Genomic DNA, 17,508 nt, shown 5'->3' on the forward strand with positions numbered 1-17,508 from the left:
CCGTGCGGTCCCGCGCATCGTCGTCGTCGGCGACGTGATCACCGACGTGGTCGCCATGCTGTCCGGGCCGCTCGCCACCGGCTCGGACACCGCGGCCGGGATCCGGTTCAGCGGCGGCGGGCAGGCGGCCAACACCGCGGCCTGGCTCGCCGGGCAGGGCTCGGCCGTGACGCTGGTGGCCGCGGTGGGCGACGACGAGACCGGCCGGGACCGGGTGGCCGAGCTGACCCGGATCGGCGTGGACTGCGCGGTGGAGCGGCACGAGGGCTACCCGACCGGCACGGTGATCGTGCTCACCCACGACGGGGAACGCACCATGGTCAGCCAGCGCGGCGCGAACCTGCGGCTGTCCGCGCGCCACGTGGACGCCGCGCTGGCCGCCGCGCCCGACGCCGGGCACCTGCACCTGTCCGCGTACACCCTGCTGGACGTCGGGTCGCGCGGCGCGGGCCTGCGCGCGCTGGCCGCCGCCCGCGAGCGTGGGCTGACCGTCAGCGTCGACGCGGCCTCCGCGGCGCCGTTGCGGCGCGTCGGCGGGGCGTTCCTGACCTGGGTACGCGACGTCGACCTGCTGCTGGTCAACACGGACGAGGCGACGGTGCTGGCCGGCGGTCTCGACCCGGCGGCGCAGGCCCGGGCGCTGACCTCGGTGGCGCACCGGGTGGTGGTCAAGCGCGGCGCGGCCGGCGCGGTCTGGGTGGAACGCGGCGGCCGGGTGGAGGCCGCCCCGGCGCCCGGGGTGGCCGTGGTGGACGTCACCGGCGCGGGGGACGCGTTCGCCGCCGGCCTGCTCACCGCCTGGCTGGCCGGCGCCTCGCCCGGCGCGGCGCTGGCCCGGGCCGGCGACCTGGGCGCGTTGGCCGTGACCACGGTGGGTGCCCGCCCGGCCGCGTGAACCGACGGCGCCCGCCGGTTGCTGACGGTGGGCGTGTCGCGCCGGACCCGAGGCATCCCTCGTGGGCGGCATGCCTGTGAGTCATGAACATGACTCACAGGCATGGCGCATTCTTCCCGGATCTCGTTCACCGAGCGTTACGGAGAGTGATGCGAGGTCAGGGCTCGGCGTCGATGACCTTGTGCGGGCGCTCCTCGGCGGACAACGCCATCGGCGGGGTCTCGTCGCGGCTGCGGGGCTGGAACCGGCCGGCCAGGCGGTGCTCTTCCTTGGGCGGGCGGTCGTTCGCCAGCAGCACCGCGAGCCACGGGATGAGCACCATGCCGAGCGCGCACAGCGGCAACCAGAGCCACAGCAGCGGGGCCTTGACGCCGACCAGGATCGCGCCCGCGACCAGGCAGGCGACCCGGACGCCCATCATCAGCACGTAGCGCTTCTGCCGGCTGTTGAGCTGGTCGTCCTGGCTCCGCGAGGCGTCGGTGATCAGGATCGGCTGGTAGGCCTGATGCTTCACCACGGACCTCCTACGAGGGGATACGACCCATCCTGTCACTCCCCACGGGCGATCGACGAGAATCCGGTCGACGTGTTACGTCCGTGGTACGCTGCGCGGGTGGCCAACCGGTTCAGCTTCACCGACGAGGCGCTGGCGAACCTGCGGGTCTACGACGTCACGCCCGGGGAAGTCTGGGAGGCCCTGCACAGCAACCGCCGGGTCATCCGGCACCTCGGTGACGACGTGATGGTGGTCTACGCCACCGACCACCGCGGCCGGCGTCTCGCCGTGCTGCTGGCCGAGGCCGACGGCACCGACAACGACTGGGACATCCTCTCCGCCCGCGAGCTGAGCGACGTCGAGGCCAAGCGCTACGACGAGGCGGTGCGGAGGTCACGCCGACGAGGAGGCGGTCACGATGCACCGTGACGAGGCGACCAAGCGGTTCCACGGCGGCGGCGACGCGTTCGCCGACCTGATCGACGAGACGTCGCCGGCGCAACTGCCCACCCCCGACACCGACGTGCCGATGGTCAGCCGGTCGGTACGCCTGCCGCTGGAGACGTACGAACGGGTCCGGGCCGCCGCCGACGCACGCGGCATCGGCGTGACCACGCTGATGCGGCAGTGGATCGAGGCCGGCCTGGCCGACCTGGACGACTCGGCCACGGTCTCGCTGGCCGACGTGCGCCGCGCGCTGGCCTCGCTGTCCCGCCCGACCGCCGCCTGAGCGGAGCGCCGGCAGGGCTGCTCGCCCACCGTCAGCCCTTCGCGGCCTTCGCCTTCGCCTCCGCCTTCGTCCGCTGCTTGAACTCGCGCACCCGGCGCAGCGAGTCCGGGTCGGTCACGTCCGCCACCGACCGGTACGCCTCCGCGTCGCCGTAGGAGCCGGCCGCCTCGCGCCAGCCCGCCGGGGTGACCCCGAACCGCTTGCCCAGCAGCGCGACGAAGATCTGCGCCTTCTGCCGGCCGAAGCCGGGCAGCTCGCCGACCCGGCGCAGCAGCTCACCGCCGTCGGACGCCTCGGACCAGAGCCGGGCCGGGTCGCCGTCGTAGCGGTCCACCAGCGCCCGGCAGACCTCCTGCGCCCGGGCCGCCATCGCCTTCGGGAAGCGGTGCAGCGCCGGTGGCCGGGCGAACAGCTCCACCAGCGCCTCCGGGTCGTACCCGGCCAGCTCCCGGGCGTCCGGCTCGTGGCCGAGCCGCTGCGCCAGCACGTACGGGGAGGAGAACGCCTTCTCCATCGGCACCTGCTGGTCCAGCACCATGCCGAGGAGCAGCGCCAGCGGGCTGCGCGCCAGCAACTCGTTGGCCTGCGGGTCGATGGGCAGGGAGAGCGTCATGCCCCCATCCTGCCGCCCCGGGCGCCGGTCCCGCCGCCGACTCCCCGACGAGCACGACGCGGCCCGGTGGACTCCGCTGGGGTCCACCGGGCCGCGCGGCTCACGCTGCGGGTCAGTTCACCACGAAGAGCAGCCGGTTCGGCGAGCCCGAACCCGGGTTGGTCACCTTGCCGGTGGTGGCGTTGCTGGTCAGGTAGCTGGCCACCTGCGACGGGCTGTAGGACGGGTTGGCGGACAGCACCAGCGCCGCCGCGCCGGCCACGTGCGGCGAGGCCATCGAGGTGCCGCTGATCGTGTTGGTCGCGCTGTCGCTGCTGTTCCACGACGACGTGATCGACGAGCCGGGCGCGAAGATGTCCACGCAGGAGCCGTAGTTGGAGAACGACGAACGCGCGTCGCTGCTGGTGGTCGAGCCCACCGTGATCGCCGAGGCGACCCGGGCCGGCGAGGAGTTGCAGGCGTTGGCGCTGGAGTTGCCGGCGGCCAGCGCGTACGTGATGCCGGAGCTGATCGAGTTGGCCACCGCGTTGTCCAGCGAGGTGCTGACGCCGCCGCCGAGGCTCATGTTGGCCACCGCCGGCTTGACCGCGTTCGAGGTGACCCAGTTGACGCCGTTGACCACGCCGGCGGTGGTGCCGCTGCCGGAGCAGTTGAGCACCTTCACCGCGATCAGCCGTACCCCCTTGGCCACGCCGTAGGTGCTGCCGCCGACCGTGCCGGCGACGTGCGTACCGTGGCCGTTGCAGTCGGTGTTGTTGCTGTCCACCGTGTTGGTGCCCCAGGTGGCCCGGCCGCCGAACTGGCTGTGCGTGGTCCGGATGCCGGTGTCGATGATGTAGGCGCGCACGTTGGTGGCGGTGTTCGGGTAGGTGTAGGTGCTGTTCAGCGGCAGGTTGCGCTGGTCGATCCGGTCCAGGCCCCAGGTGGCGCCGGTCTGGGTGCCCTGCACGGTCACCCGGCGGTCCTGCTCGACGTACGCGACGGCCGGGTCGGCGGCCAGCCGACGCGCCTGTCCGGTGCTCATCTTGGCGCTGTAGCCGGTGAGCGCGGCGCTCCACACCGTGCCGACGCTGCCGCCGTAGCGCTTGGCCAGGCCGGCGGCCCGGTCCGGCACGGCGGTGCGGGCGGTACGGCTGTTCGCGGCGCCGACCGCGTCGCCCTTGAGCACGACCAGGTAGCTGCCGCTGACGGCGTCGGCGGCCCCGGCGTACCGGATCTGGCCGGTCGGCGCGGCGAGGGCCGGGGTGGAGGCGGCGGCGGTGAGGGCCGCCGCGGCGGCCGTGACGGCGAGCGCGCGCAGCGCGCGACGCCGGGGGACGGACACGTCGGGCATCGTGTGGCTCCCTACCGGGCGGGCCGGTTCGTGGCCGGCGGAACGCCCATCGACGGATGTTGGCAGGAATGCTAACCACACATCGATGTTCATGAAAGAGATAGTTGCCGGGTAATACCGTCGGCCATCGGCGATCCGGCGGGTGCGCGTCGCATCGGGCGGCGGTCGGGGCAGGATGGCCATGTGGACCGTCACGACATGCTGCTCTCCCCCGCCGGGGTCGACGCGCTGCGCACCGCGCTGACGCTTGCCGACTTCACCGCCAACGGCATCGCCGGGCGGCTCGGCTCGCAGGCCACCGGCGGGGTCGCCCGCAACGACCACCGGGCCGCGCTGCGCGCCACCGAGGACCGCGACCGGCTGGCCACCCTGATCCGGGTGTTCATCTGCGACCAGACCGAGCCGGAGCCGGTGGTGGCCGCCGCGCTGGCCCCGCTGAGCGTGGACGAGGCGCTCGCCGGGGGCATCGTCGAGCGGCACGGCGACGGGCTGCGCGCCGGCGTCGACCTGGAGCCGTACGCCGACGACTGGTGGGTGCTCGCCGACGTGCCGGCCAGCGCCCGGCCCGGCCGGCCGTTGCACGCCGAGCACGTGCTCGGCATCGGCGGGGCCACCCAGACGCTGATCGGCGCCGCCGTGCGCCGCCCGGCGGATACCGCGCTGGACCTCGGCACCGGCTCCGGCGTGCAGGCGCTGCACCTGGGCACCCACGCCCGCCGGGTCACCGCCACCGACGTCTCCGAGCGGGCGCTGCGCTTCGCCGCCACCACCGCCGCGCTCAACGGGCAGGACTGGGAGCTGCTCCGCGGCGACCTGGTCGCCCCGGTCGCCGGGCGCCGATTCGACCTGGTGGTCAGCAACCCGCCGTTCGTGGTCGGCCCCGGCACCACCACGCACGTCTACCGCGACTCCGGGCGGGTCGGCGACGCGATCGGCGCCGAACTGGCCGCCGCCGCGCCGCACCTGCTCACCGACGGCGGCACCATGCAGTACCTGGCGAACTGGGTGCACGTCAGCGGCGAGGACTGGGCCGACCGGGTCACCGGCTGGTTCGCCGGCACCGGGCTGGACGCCTGGGTGATCCAGCGCGAGGTGGCCGACCCGATGGCGTACGTGAACCTCTGGCTCACCGACGTCGGGGAGAGCGCCGACCCGCACCGGATGGAGGCGTGGCTGGACTGGTTCGACGCGCACAAGGTGGAGGCGGTCGGGTTCGGCATCGTGTCGCTGCGCCGCGCCGGGCACGAGCAGCCGATCGTCCGGGTCGAGGATCTGCGCCAACGGGTGGAACCGCCGCTCGGCGACCGGATCGGCGAATGGTTCGACCGGCAGGACTGGCTGCGCGCCCGGGACACCGACGGGCTGCTCGCCGCCCGCTACCGGGCCGCCGACGGGCTGCAACTGCGCCAGGAGGCGACCATGGGCGACGACGGCTGGGCGGTGGACCGGCAGGTCCTGGCCGCGCCGCGCGGGCTGCGCTGGTCCGAGGAGATCGACCCGCTGGTGCTCGCCCTGGTCGGTGGCGCGGACGGCCGGCTGCCGCTGCGCGACCAGCTCGCCCTGCTCGCCGTCGCACACGACGTGGCGCCCGACGAGCTGGCCGAGGCGGCCGGTCCGATCGTGGCGCACCTGGTCGAGCGCGGCCTCGTCGAGCCGGTGCTGGACTGATGCGGGCGCTGGTGCAGACCGTCGGCCGGGCCTCGGTCACCGTCGACGGCGCGGTGGTGGGCGAGATCGCCGACGGGCTGCTGGTGCTGCTCGGCGTCACCCACACCGACACTCCGCAGGTGGCCGCCACCATGGCCCGCAAGCTGCACGAGCTGCGCATCCTGGACGACGAGCGCAGCGCCGCCGACGCCGGGGCGCCGCTGCTCGTGGTCAGCCAGTTCACGCTCTACGGCGACGCCCGCAAGGGACGGCGACCGAGCTGGACCGCCGCCGCCCCCGCGCAGGTGGCGGAACCCCTGGTGGAGACCGTGGTCGAGGAGCTGCGGGCCCGGGGCGCGAAGGTGGAGACCGGCCGCTTCCGCACCCACATGCTGGTGGAGAGCGTCAACGTCGGCCCCCGCACCCTCCTGCTGGACCTCTAGCCCGGTGGATCTCTAGAAGAACAGGCCGCGCCGGGACAGCGACTGGCGGAGCCAGCCGTCGAGCTGGGCGGCCCAGTCGGTGCGGTCCGCGGTGGCGTGGTCCACGGTGAACCGCCCGAACGCGTCCCGGCCCTCGGTGAACAGCCCGCCCCGCTTGTCCATCTCCAGCACCACCTGCACCTGGTGCGGGTCGGTGACGAAGGTGACCTCGAGCTGGTTCATGGCGCGGGCGTACTGCGGCGCCGGGTAGAACTCGATCTCCTGGTAGAACGGCAGCTGCTGGCGTACGCCGTAGATGTGGCCCCGCTCGACGTCGGCGCGGGCGAACCGGAAACCCAGCCGCAGCAGCGCCTCCAGCAGTCGCTCCTGGGCCGGCAGCGGGTGCACCGCGACCGCGTCCAGGTCGGTGGAGTCGACCGCGCGGGCCACCTCCAGCTCGGTGCGCAACCCCATGGTCATGCCGTGCAGGTGCTGGCCGTACAGGTCGGTGAGCGGCGTCTCCCAGGGCACCTGGAAACGGAACGGCACGTCGTGGCGCTGCCCCGGGTCCAGCCGGAACGCGCCGGTCACCCGGACCTGGCCGAACTCCTGGTTGGTGTCGTACTCCGAGTCGCCGCTCTCCACCTCGACCCGGGTGACCAGGCCGAGCGAGACGTAGCTCACATCCACCGGGTGGTCGCCGCCGGCCACCTGGATCCGGCCCTCCAACAGCCCGCCGGGGCGGCAGTTCGGGTTGGCCAGGACCGTCTCCACCGACGCTCCGCCCACACCCATCGCCTGCATGAGCCGTTTGAAGACCACCTGGTTCTCCGATCGCCTGTGCTGCCCGGCCCGGCCGGCCGGTTCGCTGGCACGGTAACCGGCTCCGGCAAGCGACAGCCCGAATTCCGCGCGGATTCGTGTCGGGTCCCCGATCGCCTCACTCCCGTCTCACGCCCCGACCGCCAAGCTGTTTGTCACCGGCCCACCACGCCGGCGGCACGGGGGCCGGTACGGCTCGTAGGACACGGGGAGAGACAGAGATGACCCAGCAGATGATCGAGCACCAGGACATGGACGTCACCCTCACGGACCTCGACGCCACCGATGAGCGCGGCGTCTCCACCGACCTGGTCCGGGCGTACCTGAACGGCATCGGCCGCACCAAGCTGCTCACCGCGGCGCAGGAGGTCGAGCTGAGCCGGCGGATCGAGGCCGGCCTCTTCGCCGACGAGAAGCTGGCCACCTGCTCCCCGGTCTCCGCCGAGCTGCGTGCGGACCTGGCGCTGATCGCGGCCGAGGGCCGCGCCGCCAAGGACCACCTGCTGGAGGCGAACCTGCGGCTCGTGGTGAGCATCGCCAAGCGCTACACCGGGCGGGGCATGGCCTTCCTCGACCTGATCCAGGAGGGCAACCTCGGCCTGATCCGCGCCGTCGAGAAGTTCGACTACACCAAGGGCTACAAGTTCTCCACGTACGCCACCTGGTGGATCCGCCAGGCCATCACCCGCGCCATGGCCGACCAGGCCCGCACCATCCGCATCCCGGTGCACATGGTCGAGCAGGTCAACCGCATGGTCCGGGTACGCCGCGAGCTGTCCGTGACGCTGGGTCGCGAGCCCACCGTCGGCGAGGTGGCCACCGCGCTGGAGGTCCCCGAGTACCAGGTGATCGAGCTGATCTCCTACGACCGGGAGCCGGTGAGCCTGGACCAGGCGGTCGGCGAGGACGGCGAGAGCGCGCTCGGCGACTTCGTCGCCGCGGTGGACCCGCGCACCGAGCCCGGCGACGCCGCCGCCAACGGCGAGCTGCGCAACGAGGTACGCATCGTGCTGGCCACCCTCTCCCAGCGGGAGCAGGCGGTCATCCGGCTGCGCTTCGGCCTGGACGACGGCCGGCAGCGCACCCTCGACGAGGTGGGCCGCGAGTTCGGGCTGTCCCGGGAGCGGATCCGGCAGATCGAGAAGGTGACGCTGCTCAAGCTGCGCGACCCGGAGCGGGCGAACCGGCTGGAGGCGTACGCCTGCTGATCCGATGCCCCACCGACAGGCCCCGGCGGTTCGCCGGGGCCTGTCGCGCTTGAACGGGCGGCCCGGGACGGCCACGCTGGGGCGGTGAACTGGACCCTGGAAGTGGTGATCGTGCCGGTCTCCGACGTGGACCGGGCGAAGGAGTTCTACGCCGAGCGGGTCGGCTTCGCCGTCGACCACGACACGGACCTGGGCGGGGTGGGGCGGATCGTGCAACTCACGCCCCCCGGCTCCGGGTGCTCGATCGTCCTCGGCCGGGGCGTGGTGCCCGAGATGCCGCCGGGCTCGCTCAAGGGGCTGCAACTGGTCGTGGCCGACCTGGAGAAAGCTCGCGCGGAGCTGGTCGAGCGGGGCGTCGAGGTCAGCGAGATCCAGGTGGTCGGGCGCAACCCGGGCCCGGTGCCGCACCCGCTGGACAACGTCGGCTTCGTGTTCTTCCGCGACCCGGACGGCAACGAGTGGTCGGTGCAGCAGATCTCCGCGCGCGGCTGAGGCCGGGAGTTGACAGGGGCCCCCTCCGCTACCGGATGCGTCAACCGGGGGCCCTTCCTCACAACCGGCGGGGGCCGGTGTCGGGGCGCGGCGTCTCCGCGCCGGTGCGGACCGTGGCGTGCAGCACCGAGATGCCGTCGGGGCGGGCCAGCACCGGGTTGAGCGTGAGCGACCGCACCCGGGGCTGCTCGTCGGCCAGCCGGCCGACCCGCAGCAGCAGGTCGACCAGGGCCGCCCGGTCCACCGGCGCGGCGCCCCGGTGCCCGTGCAGCAGCGGCGCGGCGCGCGGCTCGTCGACCAGCTCCGCGGCGTCCCGGTCGGTCAGCGGCACCGCCCGCCAGGCCCGGTCGCCGAGCAGCTCGGTCGCCACGCCGCCCAGCCCGAACCCGACCACCGGCCCGAACGCCGGATCCTCGACCAGCTCCACCACGCACGCCACGCCCGGCGCGACCATCGGCTGGACCAGCACCTCCGGGCCGAACACCGGGGCCATCTCGGCGTACGCGCGGCGCACCGCCCCGGCGTCGGCCAGGTCGAGCCGGACCGCACCCAGATCGAGGCGGTGCCGCAGCCCCGGGGCGGCCGCCTTGAGCGCCACCGGCCAGCCGAGCCGCTCCCCCGCCGCCACCACCTCGTCGGCCGAGCCGGCCGGCGCCGACTCCACCACGTCGATCCCGTACGCGCCGAGCAGCGCGGCCGTCTCCACCCCGTCGGGTCCCAGCGCGGCCTGCCCCGCCGACCGGTCCACCCGGGCCAGCTCGGGCAGCACGCCGGGCGGCCGGCGCAGCCAGTCCGCGTACCGGGTGACCCGGGCCAGCGCCCGCACCGCCTCCTCCACGCTCGGGTACGCCGGCACCCCGGTTGGCACCCGGCCGGCGAGGAACGTCGCCACCACCGGCTTGCCGGTGGCACGCGCGTCGGGCAGCGCCGCCGCGAAGTCGGCCTCCGGGTCGGTGAGCTGGCCGGGCAGCGGTGGGGCGAAGACCGCCACCACGGCGTCCACCCGCTCGTCGGCCGCCGCGGCGGCCAGCGCGGCGGCGTACGCGGCGGCGCCCGCGCTCGGCCCGACGTCGTGCGGGTACCCCTCCGCGACGACCAGGCCCTGCCCGGCGGCGGCGGTCGCGGCCAGCCCGGTCAACGCCGACGAGTTGCCGACCACGGCGATCCGCCGCCCGGCCGGCAACGGCTGGTGAGCCAGCAGCACGCCCACGTCGAGCAGCTCCGCCACGGTGTCCACCCGGATCACCCCGGACTGGGCGAACAACGCGCTGACCGCGGCGGCGTCCAGCGCCGGCGCCTCGCCCACGCCCGGCGGCCGGGCCAGCGACGCCAGCGCCACCACCGGCTTGCTCCGGCCGATCCGCCGGGCCAACCGGGCGAACTTGCGCGGATTGCCGAACGTCTCCAGGTAGAGCGTGATCACGTCGGTGCCCGGATCGTCCTGCCAGTACTGCAGCAGGTCGTTGCCGGACACGTCGGCCCGGTTGCCGGCCGAGACGAAGCTGGACAGCCCGAGCCCGCGCCGGGACGCCTCCGCCAGCAGCGCCACCCCGAACGCGCCGGACTGGCTGAACACGCCGACCCGGCCCGGCGCCGGCAGCACCGGGGCGAGCGTGGCGTTGAGGCGTACCGCCGGGTCGGTGTTGGCGACGCCGAGACAGTTCGGGCCGACCACCCGCATGCCGGCCAGGTGCGCGGCCCGGACCAGGGCCCGCTGCGCCGCCGCGCCGGCCGGGCCGGACTCGGCGAACCCGGCCGAGACCACCACCAGCCCGTGCGCGCCGGCCCGGGCCGCGTCGTCGACCACCTCGGTCACCGCCTCCGGCGCGACCGCCACCACCGCCAGATCCACGTCGAGGCCGGCGTCGACCGCCGACCGGTACGCCGGCAGCCCGGCCACGGTCGCCGCGCTCGGGTGCACCGGCACGATCGCGCCGGTGAACCCGCCGTCGCGCAGGTGCCCGAGCAGCGCCGCGCCGACGCCCTGGCCGGTGGTGCTGGCGCCGTAGACGGCGATGCCGCGCGGGGCGAGCAGCCGGGCGATGGACCGCGCCTCGGTGCGGTGCTCCCGGCCGCGCTGCACCTCCAGCGTCGCCTCGGTGGCCGCGATCGGGAAGCTCAGGTGCACCACGCCGTCGGCGTACTGGCGCTGGACCTGGTAGCCGAAGTCGGCGAAGACCCGCAGCATCGTCCCGTTGGCGGGGAGCACCTCGGCGACGAAGTGCGCGATGCCGTGCCGGCCGGCCGCGTCCGCCAGGTGCTCCAGCAGCACCGAGCCGATGCCCCGGCCCTGGTAGGCGTCCTCCACCACGAACGCCACCTCGGCCTCCGGCGAGGCAGGGCCGAGCCGCTCGTACCGGCCGACGGCGACGATCCGCTCGCCGGCCAGCACCACGAACGCCTCCCGGTCGCGGTGGTCGACGGTGACGAAGCGCTTGAGGTCCCGCTCCGGAATCCGCGGGTACGGCGAGAAGTAGCGCAGGTAGCGGGTGCGCTCGGAGAAGCGGGCGTGCATCGCCACGATCGCCGCCGCGTCGTCCGGGCGGATCTGTCGCAACTGGACGGTGGTGCCGTCGCTGAGCAGCACGTCCACCGGTTGCTCCACGGTGGTCACCGGTCCGTCCTCCTTCACCGCCGGCTCAGTCGCGCGGGTCGTGCGGGTCGAGGCCGAGCAGCGGGAAGACCGCCTTGCGGGTGGCCGCGACCGCCCGGTCCACCGCGTTCGGCTCGCCGCTGGGCTGCCACGGCTGGTATTCCGGGTCGACGTCGTCGGTCATCCGCAGCGGGACGTCGTGCCCGGGCCGGCGGCGCGCGGCCAGTTCCCGCCAACCCGGCGGGGTGAGCGCGGCCGGGTCGAGCGGTTCGCCGGTGGCCACGGCGAGCAGGTGCGTCCAGGCCCGGGGCACCACCTCGACCAGCGCGTAGCCGCCGCCGCCGGTGGCCACCCAGCGGCCGTCGCACAGCTCGTCGGCGAGCGCGCGCAGCGACCGGTAGGTGGCCCGCTGCCCGTCCACGGACAGGTGCAGGTCGGCCAGCGGGTCGGCCCGGTGCCCGTCCGCCCCGCACTGGGTGACCAGCAGCTGCGGCCGGAACGCGCGCAGCACCGACGGCACCACCGCGTGGAACGCCCGCTGCCAGCCGGCGTCGCCGACTCCCGGTGGCAGCGGCAGGTTGACCGCGGTGCCCTCCGCGCCCGGCCCGCCGGTCTCGTCCGGGAAACCGGTGCCGGGGAAGAGCGCGAGCGGGGTCTCGTGCAGGCTGACCGTGAGCACCCGCGGGTCCCGGTAGAAGATCTCCTGCACGCCGTCGCCGTGGTGCACGTCCACGTCCACGTACGCGATCCGCTCGGCGCCCAGGTCCAGCAGGCGGGCGATGGCCACCGCCGGATCGTTGTAGACACAGAAACCGGCGGCCCGGGCCGGCATGGCGTGGTGCAGGCCGCCGGCCACGTTCACCGCGCGCCGGGCCTCGCCCCGCCAGACCGCCTCGGCGGCGGCCACGGTGGCGCCGGCGATCAGGGCGCTCGACTCGTGCATCCCGTCGAAGACCGGGTTGTCGGAGGTGCCCAGCCCGAAACCGGCGAAGAGCGGGTCGTGCGGCGCGGCGCGGACCGCGGCCAGGTAGGCCGGGTCGTGCACCCGGGTCAGCAGCGCGTCGTCGGCCGGCTCGGGCTCGACCAGTCGCACCCCGGGCCGGTCGAGCACCCCCAGCTCGCGGGCGAGCGCCATGGTCAGCTCGACCCGCACCGGGTCGAGGGGATGGTCTCCCATGTCGTAGCCGAGGAGAGCCTCGTCCCACACCACCACCGTGTCGTCGGCCATGCGGCCATCGTCGCACGTGGGCCGGGGCTCGCCCACCAGCCGCGCGCTCACCGGGCGGCGCCGCCGCCGGTCGCCACCGGACGGGCCGGGTCGGTCACCCATTCGCTCCACGAGCCGACGTACAGGGCGGCGTCCGGTCGGCCGGCCAGGTGCAACGCCAGCACCGCCTGCGCGGCGGTCACCCCGGAGCCGCAGTACGCCCCGACCGGCGCGCCGTCGTCCACCCCGGCCTCGGCGAAGCGCGCCCGCAGCGCCTCGGCGGCGGGGAACCGGCCCTGGGTCACGTACGCCGGGGCGGGCAGGTTGACCGCGCCCGGAACGTGCCCGGCGACCGGGTCGACGGGCTCGGTCTCGCCCCGGTAGCGCGGGGCGGCCCGCACGTCGAGCAGGACCCCGGCGTCGGCGGCGGCGAGCCGGGCGGCCTGCGCGGCGTCGAGCACCGGAAGCGCGCCGGGGGTGACCGTCACGTCGCCGGGCGCCGGCTCGGGCGTCGTGGTGTCCACCGGCAGCCCGGCGGCCGTCCAGGCCGGCCAGCCGCCGTGCAGCACCCGCACCGCCCGGTGACCCGCCCAGCGCAGCGTCCACCAGGCCCGGGCGGCGGACATCCCGTCGCCGCCGTCATATACCACCACCGGGTGACCGGCGCGGACGCCGGCGGCCCGCAGCGCGACCTGCAAGGCGGCGGGGTCGGGCAGCGGGTGCCGGCCGGCGGCGCCGGGTCGCCCGCACAGCTCGGTGTCCAGGTCGACGAAGACGGCGCCGGGCAGGTGGCCGGCGGTGTGGTCGTCGCGGCCGGGCGGGCCGGCGAGCCGCCACCGGACGTCCAGCAGGACGGGCGGGTCGGCGCGGTCGAGCTCGGCGGCGAGCCGGTCCGGCTCGACCAGCAGCTCTGCGGTTCCGGACATGCGGTCCAGTCAACACCACCGGTCACCGGTACGGTCCGACCGACCGGCTTGTCGGGGGACGATGACCACGGAGTCAGGAGGCGGTCCACCCCAGCGGCTGCTCGCCCCCTTACCGATCGGCTTGACGATGATCCGACTGACGTAGCGATTCAGGATCGCCCGACGAACCATCAACCGGTCCGGGTCGTCATCGAGCCAGTCGTCCAGTACGTCGATGGCCCCCGCCCTCACCGCAGCGACCATCGCGTCGAACTCCGGTCGGCTCTTCTTGCTCCGGGTGGATGCGGACAGGTCGTTGTCGACATAGACGCCGACCACCTCCCACCCGCGCTGGGCAGCCAGTTCCCGGCAGTCCTGCTCCTGCCGGGTCACGCCCCTCAGTTCGCTCTCCCGGTCCTGGCTGATCCGGCAGTAGATCGCGCACCTCAGCGGCACGGACTCACCCACCGTGGCCTCCCCGTCATGGTGTTGGCAGCTCAGGGGCTACTCGTGAGACACTGGAGATTCCGGTTCGTTACTCGCTTACGGGTGATAAAGATCAACGCTCACTCACTGGTCGACACGACCGAGATGTACCTGCGCACCATCCTCGAGCTGGAGGAGGAGGGTGTGCCACCGCTGCGCGCGCGCATCGCCGAGCGGCTGCGCCAGAGCGGCCCGACCGTCAGCCAGACCGTCGCCCGGATGGAGCGGGACGGCCTGCTCACTGTCGAGGGCGACCGGCACCTGACCCTCACCGCGCTGGGCCGCAACTCCGCGGTGTCGGTGATGCGCAAGCACCGGCTGGCCGAGCTGCTGCTGGTCAACGTGATCGGGATGCCCTACGAGGAGGCCCACGAGGAGGCCTGCCGCTGGGAGCACGTGATGAGCGACGCGGTCGAGAAGCGGGTCTACGACCTGCTCAACCGCCCGTCCCGCTCGCCCTACGGCAACCCGATCCCGGGCCTGGAGGAGCTGGGCGACCCGGGCCAGCACCCGGCCGAGTCCGTCGAGGGCGAGCGCAACCTGGCCTTCCCGGGCCTGTCCGGCCCGGTGGTGGTGCGGCGGATCTGCGAGAGCGTGCAGACCGACGCGGACGTGCTCCGGCAGCTGCACGCGGCCGGCGTCGACCCGGGCGCGACCGTCACCGTGGCGCAGGAGCGCGACGGCGTCTCCATCGACCGCTCCGGCGACCGGGTGCGGCTGCCCCGCGAGGTGGCCTCCCGCGTCTTCGTCGCGGCCCGCTGACCTCCCGGGCCGGGGCTCACAGCTTCCCCGACCGACCTTCGGTCAGAGCTTCCTCGTGTCGATCACCTTGGCCAGGGCGACCAGCTTGGCGGTCGCCCGCTCCGCCTCCGCCGAGGCGGTGCCGGGCGGAGTGGTCCACCGGAGGCTGGCCAGCCGGTCCTCCCCGGCCAGCCAGCCCACCTCGGCGACCGGGCCGGCCTTAGCGGTCTTCGACACGGTACGCCGGTAGGCGATCTTCCCCAGCTTGGTGACCTTCGCCGCGCCCCGCGGCTGCACGTCGGCGGTGAACGTGGCCGCGTCGATGGACGTGTCGGTCACCGAGAGCGTCAGCTCGGGCAGCGCCGCCTGCTGGGCGCGGACCACGCAGGTGTGCGTGTCGCCCCGGTCGGTGGCGGCGGCCACGTCGAACGTGCCGCCGGTGTGCTCGGCGATCACCGCGAAGTCGAGCAGCCGGCAGGCCCCGCCGGAGGAGGCGGCGGCGACCTCGGCCGCCGGTGGCGGGGCGGCCGGGACCTCCACCTCCGAGGCGTCCTCGGCGCAGCCGGTGGCGAGCAGGACGGCCGAGACGGCCAGCCAGGTACGGGCGCGCACGGGGAGACCTCCGCGATCGGCGGCGGGCGGTGGCCCGCCGGAGTTCCGTCGGACACCGTACGGCGCGCGCGACGGGGACGGAAGGCCCTAATCGGCCAGGTACGGACAGTGCCGGCACCCTCGCCCGCAGCACGTGCCGCGCCGGGCCAGGAACCCGGCACTGAGCACGAACAGCCCGGTGTCCGGGTCGAGGTAGCCGGCCTCCCCGGCGGCCAGCGCGGCGGCGTGCGCGGCCAGAATCGCGGCCCGGCCCGGGTGCTGCGGCGGCAGCCGCGACGGGTGCGGCTCGGTCAACGGCCGGTCCGCCAGTTCGTCACCCACCGCCGAAGTGTAAGGAGGGGCCCCTTCTTAACGTTTCCCGCATAGGCGGGGCCCCCTCTCAACTCACCTCTCAGCCGTGCCGCGCGAACGCCTCGGTGATCGCCGCGCGGTCCGCCCCGGCCGCGAGCAGCATCCGCAGCAGCACCTTCGCCTTGTACGGATCGAGCAACCCGCCGTCGACCAGCCCGCGCCGCCGCAGGTCCCGCTCCGAGCCGACCGCGCCGTAGGTGTCCCGCAGCACCGACCCGGCTCCCGTCCGCGACGTCAGCACCACAGGCATCCGCCCGGCCAGCGCGCCCAGCGCCGGGGCGAACGCCGGCGGCACGTGCCCCACCCCGAACCCGGCCACCACCAGCCCGTCCCGGCCGGCGGTGAGCGCGTCGAGCAGCGCCACGTCGTCGTCGAGGGTGACCGTGTGCAGCGCCACCCGGGTGGCCGCCAGCCGGTCGCGATCCACCGCCGGCAGCGGCGCGAGTCGCGGCGGCCGGGTCAGCACCCGTACCCGCCCCTCGATCACGTGCCCGAGCGGCCCGGCATTGGGCGAGGCGAACGTGCCCGTACTGGTGCTGTGCGTCTTGCGGACGAACCGCGCGGCGTGGATCTCGTCGTTGAGCACGGCCAGGACGCCGAGGTCCCGGGCGGCCGGCGCGGTCGCGACCCGGGCCGCCGCGAGCAGGTTCGCCGGCCCGTCCGGGCCGGCCAGCGTCGGGTTGCGCATCGCGCCGGTGAAGACCAGCGGCGCCGCGTGCGGCCAGGTCAGGTCGGCCAGCCACGCGGTCTCCTCGAGCGTGTCGGTGCCCTGGGTGACCACCACGCCGGTCGCCCCGCCGTCGACCGCCTCGGCCGCCGCGTCCACCAGGTCGAGGATCTGCCGGTACGCGAGCGCGGCGCTGGGCACCGCCTCGACGTCACGCACGTCGAGCGGGATGTCGGCGAGACCGGGTACGGCGGCGGTCAGGTCGGCGCCGGTGAGCCGGGCGACCACTCCCCCGGCGCCGGCACCCGCCATCGCGATGGTCCCGCCGAGGGTGAACAGGGCGATGCTCACCGGGCGGGCCGCTGGGCGAGCAGCAGGTGACCGCCGGGGGCGAGCACCCGGTGGAAGCCGGCCGCGTCGAGGCCGAGGCGGCGCAGGTGGGCGGTGACCCGGCCGGTGCCGCAGCCGACCTCCAGCACCGGCCGGCCCGGCCCGACCGTCTCGGCGAACGCGGTCAGCACGGCCCGGTCCAGGGGCGGCTCCACCACCCCGGGCAACAGCCGGGCGTAGTCCACGGCCACGGTGTCGTAGGCGGTGCGGGTCTCGGTGAGCCAGGCCGGTTCGGTCACGCCCACGACCCTAGTCACCCACATGTGGACGGGTGGCGACCGCGAAACCTCAGGTTGGCACGGCGCTGCTACGGTCCCCGCGACCGTCCAAGGAGGACAGATGACGAGATCGGCCGCAATGCTCGTGGTCACCGGTGCGCTCCTGGCCACCGTCGGCTGTGCCGCCGACGAGACAGCCCCGCCGGACGAGCTCCGCGACCCCTGCGCGCTGCTCCCGGCCGACCTGCTGACCCGGCTCGCGCCCGGCGCGCAGCCGACCGCCTCGGCGAACCTCGGTGACCTCAGCGGCGCCCGGGAGTGCGCGGTCGACCTGACCAGCGGCACCTCCATGCGCGGCGACCTGCTCGTCACCGTGGCCGTCGACGCCGACGGGATGTACGACGAGAAGTGGCGGCGGGACCGGTGCGCCCGCATCGCCACCGACCCGAGCGGCGACGGACCGGGTGACAACTCCTGCGTGGCGGTGAAACCGTGGGACGGCGGGGAGACCCGCTTCGACGGCTGGGCCTGGCGGGGCGACCACTACGAGGTGCGCGTCGCGTACCAGGTGGTCAAGCCCGAGAAGTTGCCGGCCGGCGCGGAGGCCGACCTGCGCGGGGTGCTCGCCTCGGCGGTCGACTCGCTGCCCGACTGAGCCGCCCGCCGGGCGACCGGGCGGC

At 74.8% G+C, this 17,508-nt stretch carries 21 protein-coding genes; 9 read left to right on the top strand and 12 right to left on the bottom strand.

Annotation, left to right across the window (positions count from 1 at the left end; all coding sequences use genetic code 11):
* Positions 1 to 16 precede the first annotated feature (16 nt).
* Positions 17 to 895, top strand: a complete 879-nt coding sequence (locus ACGFI2_RS21460) for a carbohydrate kinase family protein (RefSeq protein WP_393519874.1) — start codon at positions 17 to 19, stop codon at positions 893 to 895.
* Between the two features lie 157 nt (positions 896 to 1,052).
* On the opposite strand, the gene ACGFI2_RS21465 is transcribed toward ACGFI2_RS21460, so the two are convergent.
* Positions 1,053 to 1,409, bottom strand: coding sequence for a DUF3099 domain-containing protein (locus ACGFI2_RS21465; RefSeq protein ID WP_269694935.1), 357 nt, complete (start codon positions 1,407 to 1,409; stop codon positions 1,053 to 1,055).
* 99 nt (positions 1,410 to 1,508) lie between these two features.
* Here ACGFI2_RS21465 and ACGFI2_RS21470 point away from each other — a divergent pair, with 99 nt between their 5' ends.
* Positions 1,509 to 1,820 carry a hypothetical protein gene (locus ACGFI2_RS21470; protein ID WP_091070514.1) on the top strand — a complete coding sequence of 104 codons (312 nt, stop codon included), beginning with the start codon at positions 1,509 to 1,511 and terminating at the stop codon, positions 1,818 to 1,820.
* Positions 1,810 to 2,121 carry a hypothetical protein gene (locus ACGFI2_RS21475; protein ID WP_278107017.1) on the top strand — a complete coding sequence of 104 codons (312 nt, stop codon included), beginning with the start codon at positions 1,810 to 1,812 and terminating at the stop codon, positions 2,119 to 2,121. The genes ACGFI2_RS21470 and ACGFI2_RS21475 overlap by 11 nt, the downstream gene beginning before the upstream one ends.
* 31 nt (positions 2,122 to 2,152) lie before the next feature.
* On the opposite strand, the gene ACGFI2_RS21480 is transcribed toward ACGFI2_RS21475, so the two are convergent.
* Both ACGFI2_RS21480 and ACGFI2_RS21485 read right to left on the bottom strand, forming a co-directional pair.
* Positions 2,153 to 2,734, bottom strand: coding sequence for an HhH-GPD-type base excision DNA repair protein (locus ACGFI2_RS21480; protein WP_393519761.1), 582 nt, complete (start codon positions 2,732 to 2,734; stop codon positions 2,153 to 2,155).
* 112 nt (positions 2,735 to 2,846) lie between these two features.
* Positions 2,847 to 4,067: a S8 family serine peptidase gene (locus tag ACGFI2_RS21485; RefSeq protein WP_393519764.1), complete on the bottom strand. Its 1,221-nt coding sequence runs from the start codon at positions 4,065 to 4,067 to the stop codon at positions 2,847 to 2,849.
* A gap of 183 nt (positions 4,068 to 4,250) precedes the next feature.
* On the opposite strand from ACGFI2_RS21485, the gene ACGFI2_RS21490 reads away from it, so the two are divergent.
* Positions 4,251 to 5,735 carry a methyltransferase gene (locus tag ACGFI2_RS21490; RefSeq protein WP_393519767.1) on the top strand — a complete coding sequence of 495 codons (1,485 nt, stop codon included), beginning with the start codon at positions 4,251 to 4,253 and terminating at the stop codon, positions 5,733 to 5,735.
* Entirely contained in the window at positions 5,735 to 6,157 is a 423-nt protein-coding gene (gene dtd / locus ACGFI2_RS21495; protein ID WP_393519770.1) for a D-aminoacyl-tRNA deacylase, read from the top strand. The genes ACGFI2_RS21490 and dtd overlap by 1 nt, the downstream gene beginning before the upstream one ends.
* A gap of 12 nt (positions 6,158 to 6,169) precedes the next feature.
* Here the strand turns inward: dtd and ACGFI2_RS21500 are convergent, their stop codons facing one another.
* A complete protein-coding gene (locus tag ACGFI2_RS21500; protein ID WP_393519773.1) occupies positions 6,170 to 6,958 on the bottom strand; it encodes a sporulation protein in 789 nt (262 codons plus the stop codon).
* A gap of 221 nt (positions 6,959 to 7,179) precedes the next feature.
* Here ACGFI2_RS21500 and sigB point away from each other — a divergent pair, with 221 nt between their 5' ends.
* Complete coding sequence (sigB, locus tag ACGFI2_RS21505) at positions 7,180 to 8,166, top strand: RNA polymerase sigma factor SigB (RefSeq protein WP_393519776.1); 987 nt, start codon at positions 7,180 to 7,182, stop codon at positions 8,164 to 8,166.
* Positions 8,167 to 8,250: 84 nt separating this feature from the next.
* Positions 8,251 to 8,658 carry a VOC family protein gene (locus ACGFI2_RS21510; RefSeq protein ID WP_393519779.1) on the top strand — a complete coding sequence of 136 codons (408 nt, stop codon included), beginning with the start codon at positions 8,251 to 8,253 and terminating at the stop codon, positions 8,656 to 8,658.
* A gap of 58 nt (positions 8,659 to 8,716) precedes the next feature.
* Here ACGFI2_RS21510 and ACGFI2_RS21515 read toward each other — a convergent pair whose 3' ends face one another.
* Genes ACGFI2_RS21515 through ACGFI2_RS21530 form a run of 4 tightly spaced genes read right to left on the bottom strand, consistent with a single transcriptional unit; the run spans position 8,717 to position 13,831 of the window.
* Positions 8,717 to 11,272, bottom strand: coding sequence for a GNAT family N-acetyltransferase (locus tag ACGFI2_RS21515; protein WP_393519782.1), 2,556 nt, complete (start codon positions 11,270 to 11,272; stop codon positions 8,717 to 8,719).
* A 25-nt stretch (positions 11,273 to 11,297) separates the two neighbouring features.
* Complete coding sequence (locus tag ACGFI2_RS21520; RefSeq protein ID WP_393519785.1) at positions 11,298 to 12,479, bottom strand: acetoin utilization protein AcuC; 1,182 nt, start codon at positions 12,477 to 12,479, stop codon at positions 11,298 to 11,300.
* A gap of 47 nt (positions 12,480 to 12,526) precedes the next feature.
* The gene (locus tag ACGFI2_RS21525) at positions 12,527 to 13,384 is read right to left on the bottom strand and encodes a sulfurtransferase (protein ID WP_393519788.1); all 858 of its coding nucleotides are present in this window, start codon (positions 13,382 to 13,384) and stop codon (positions 12,527 to 12,529) included.
* Between the two features lie 9 nt (positions 13,385 to 13,393).
* Positions 13,394 to 13,831, bottom strand: coding sequence for a recombinase family protein (locus ACGFI2_RS21530; protein WP_393519791.1), 438 nt, complete (start codon positions 13,829 to 13,831; stop codon positions 13,394 to 13,396).
* Positions 13,832 to 13,912: 81 nt separating this feature from the next.
* Between ACGFI2_RS21530 and ACGFI2_RS21535 the strand changes: the two genes are divergently transcribed.
* Positions 13,913 to 14,611, top strand: a complete 699-nt coding sequence (locus tag ACGFI2_RS21535; RefSeq protein WP_393519794.1) for a metal-dependent transcriptional regulator — start codon at positions 13,913 to 13,915, stop codon at positions 14,609 to 14,611.
* Positions 14,612 to 14,653: 42 nt separating this feature from the next.
* Here ACGFI2_RS21535 and ACGFI2_RS21540 read toward each other — a convergent pair whose 3' ends face one another.
* The 4 genes from ACGFI2_RS21540 to ACGFI2_RS21555 all read right to left on the bottom strand — a co-directional run bounded on the left by ACGFI2_RS21540 (position 14,654) and on the right by ACGFI2_RS21555 (position 16,849).
* Complete coding sequence (locus tag ACGFI2_RS21540) at positions 14,654 to 15,202, bottom strand: hypothetical protein (protein ID WP_393519797.1); 549 nt, start codon at positions 15,200 to 15,202, stop codon at positions 14,654 to 14,656.
* Positions 15,203 to 15,289: 87 nt separating this feature from the next.
* Positions 15,290 to 15,523: a DUF5522 domain-containing protein gene (locus tag ACGFI2_RS21545; protein WP_393519800.1), complete on the bottom strand. Its 234-nt coding sequence runs from the start codon at positions 15,521 to 15,523 to the stop codon at positions 15,290 to 15,292.
* A gap of 70 nt (positions 15,524 to 15,593) precedes the next feature.
* A complete protein-coding gene (locus ACGFI2_RS21550; protein WP_393519803.1) occupies positions 15,594 to 16,571 on the bottom strand; it encodes an asparaginase in 978 nt (325 codons plus the stop codon).
* Entirely contained in the window at positions 16,568 to 16,849 is a 282-nt protein-coding gene (locus ACGFI2_RS21555; protein ID WP_393519806.1) for a hypothetical protein, read from the bottom strand. Before ACGFI2_RS21555 ends, ACGFI2_RS21550 begins: the two co-directional genes overlap by 4 nt.
* A 100-nt stretch (positions 16,850 to 16,949) precedes the next feature.
* Between ACGFI2_RS21555 and ACGFI2_RS21560 the strand changes: the two genes are divergently transcribed.
* A complete protein-coding gene (locus ACGFI2_RS21560) occupies positions 16,950 to 17,483 on the top strand; it encodes a hypothetical protein (RefSeq protein WP_393519809.1) in 534 nt (177 codons plus the stop codon).
* Positions 17,484 to 17,508 lie beyond the last annotated feature (25 nt).

This window comes from Micromonospora sp. NPDC049282, from assembly GCF_043197045.1.
Taxonomy (GTDB): domain Bacteria; phylum Actinomycetota; class Actinomycetes; order Mycobacteriales; family Micromonosporaceae; genus Micromonospora.

Excerpts from the sequence above, each read along its gene's own strand:
- ACGFI2_RS21475 (WP_278107017.1), top strand. The coding sequence starts at position 1,810 with ATGCACCGTGACGAGGCGACCAAGCGGTTCCACGGCGGCGGCGACGCG.
- ACGFI2_RS21480 (WP_393519761.1), bottom strand. The coding sequence starts at position 2,734 with ATGACGCTCTCCCTGCCCATCGACCCGCAGGCCAACGAGTTGCTGGCG.
- ACGFI2_RS21485 (WP_393519764.1), bottom strand. The coding sequence starts at position 4,067 with ATGCCCGACGTGTCCGTCCCCCGGCGTCGCGCGCTGCGCGCGCTCGCC.
- dtd (WP_393519770.1), top strand. The coding sequence starts at position 5,735 with ATGCGGGCGCTGGTGCAGACCGTCGGCCGGGCCTCGGTCACCGTCGAC.
- sigB (WP_393519776.1), top strand. The coding sequence starts at position 7,180 with ATGACCCAGCAGATGATCGAGCACCAGGACATGGACGTCACCCTCACG.
- ACGFI2_RS21520 (WP_393519785.1), bottom strand. The coding sequence starts at position 12,479 with ATGGCCGACGACACGGTGGTGGTGTGGGACGAGGCTCTCCTCGGCTAC.
- ACGFI2_RS21525 (WP_393519788.1), bottom strand. The coding sequence starts at position 13,384 with ATGTCCGGAACCGCAGAGCTGCTGGTCGAGCCGGACCGGCTCGCCGCC.
- ACGFI2_RS21560 (WP_393519809.1), top strand. The coding sequence starts at position 16,950 with ATGACGAGATCGGCCGCAATGCTCGTGGTCACCGGTGCGCTCCTGGCC.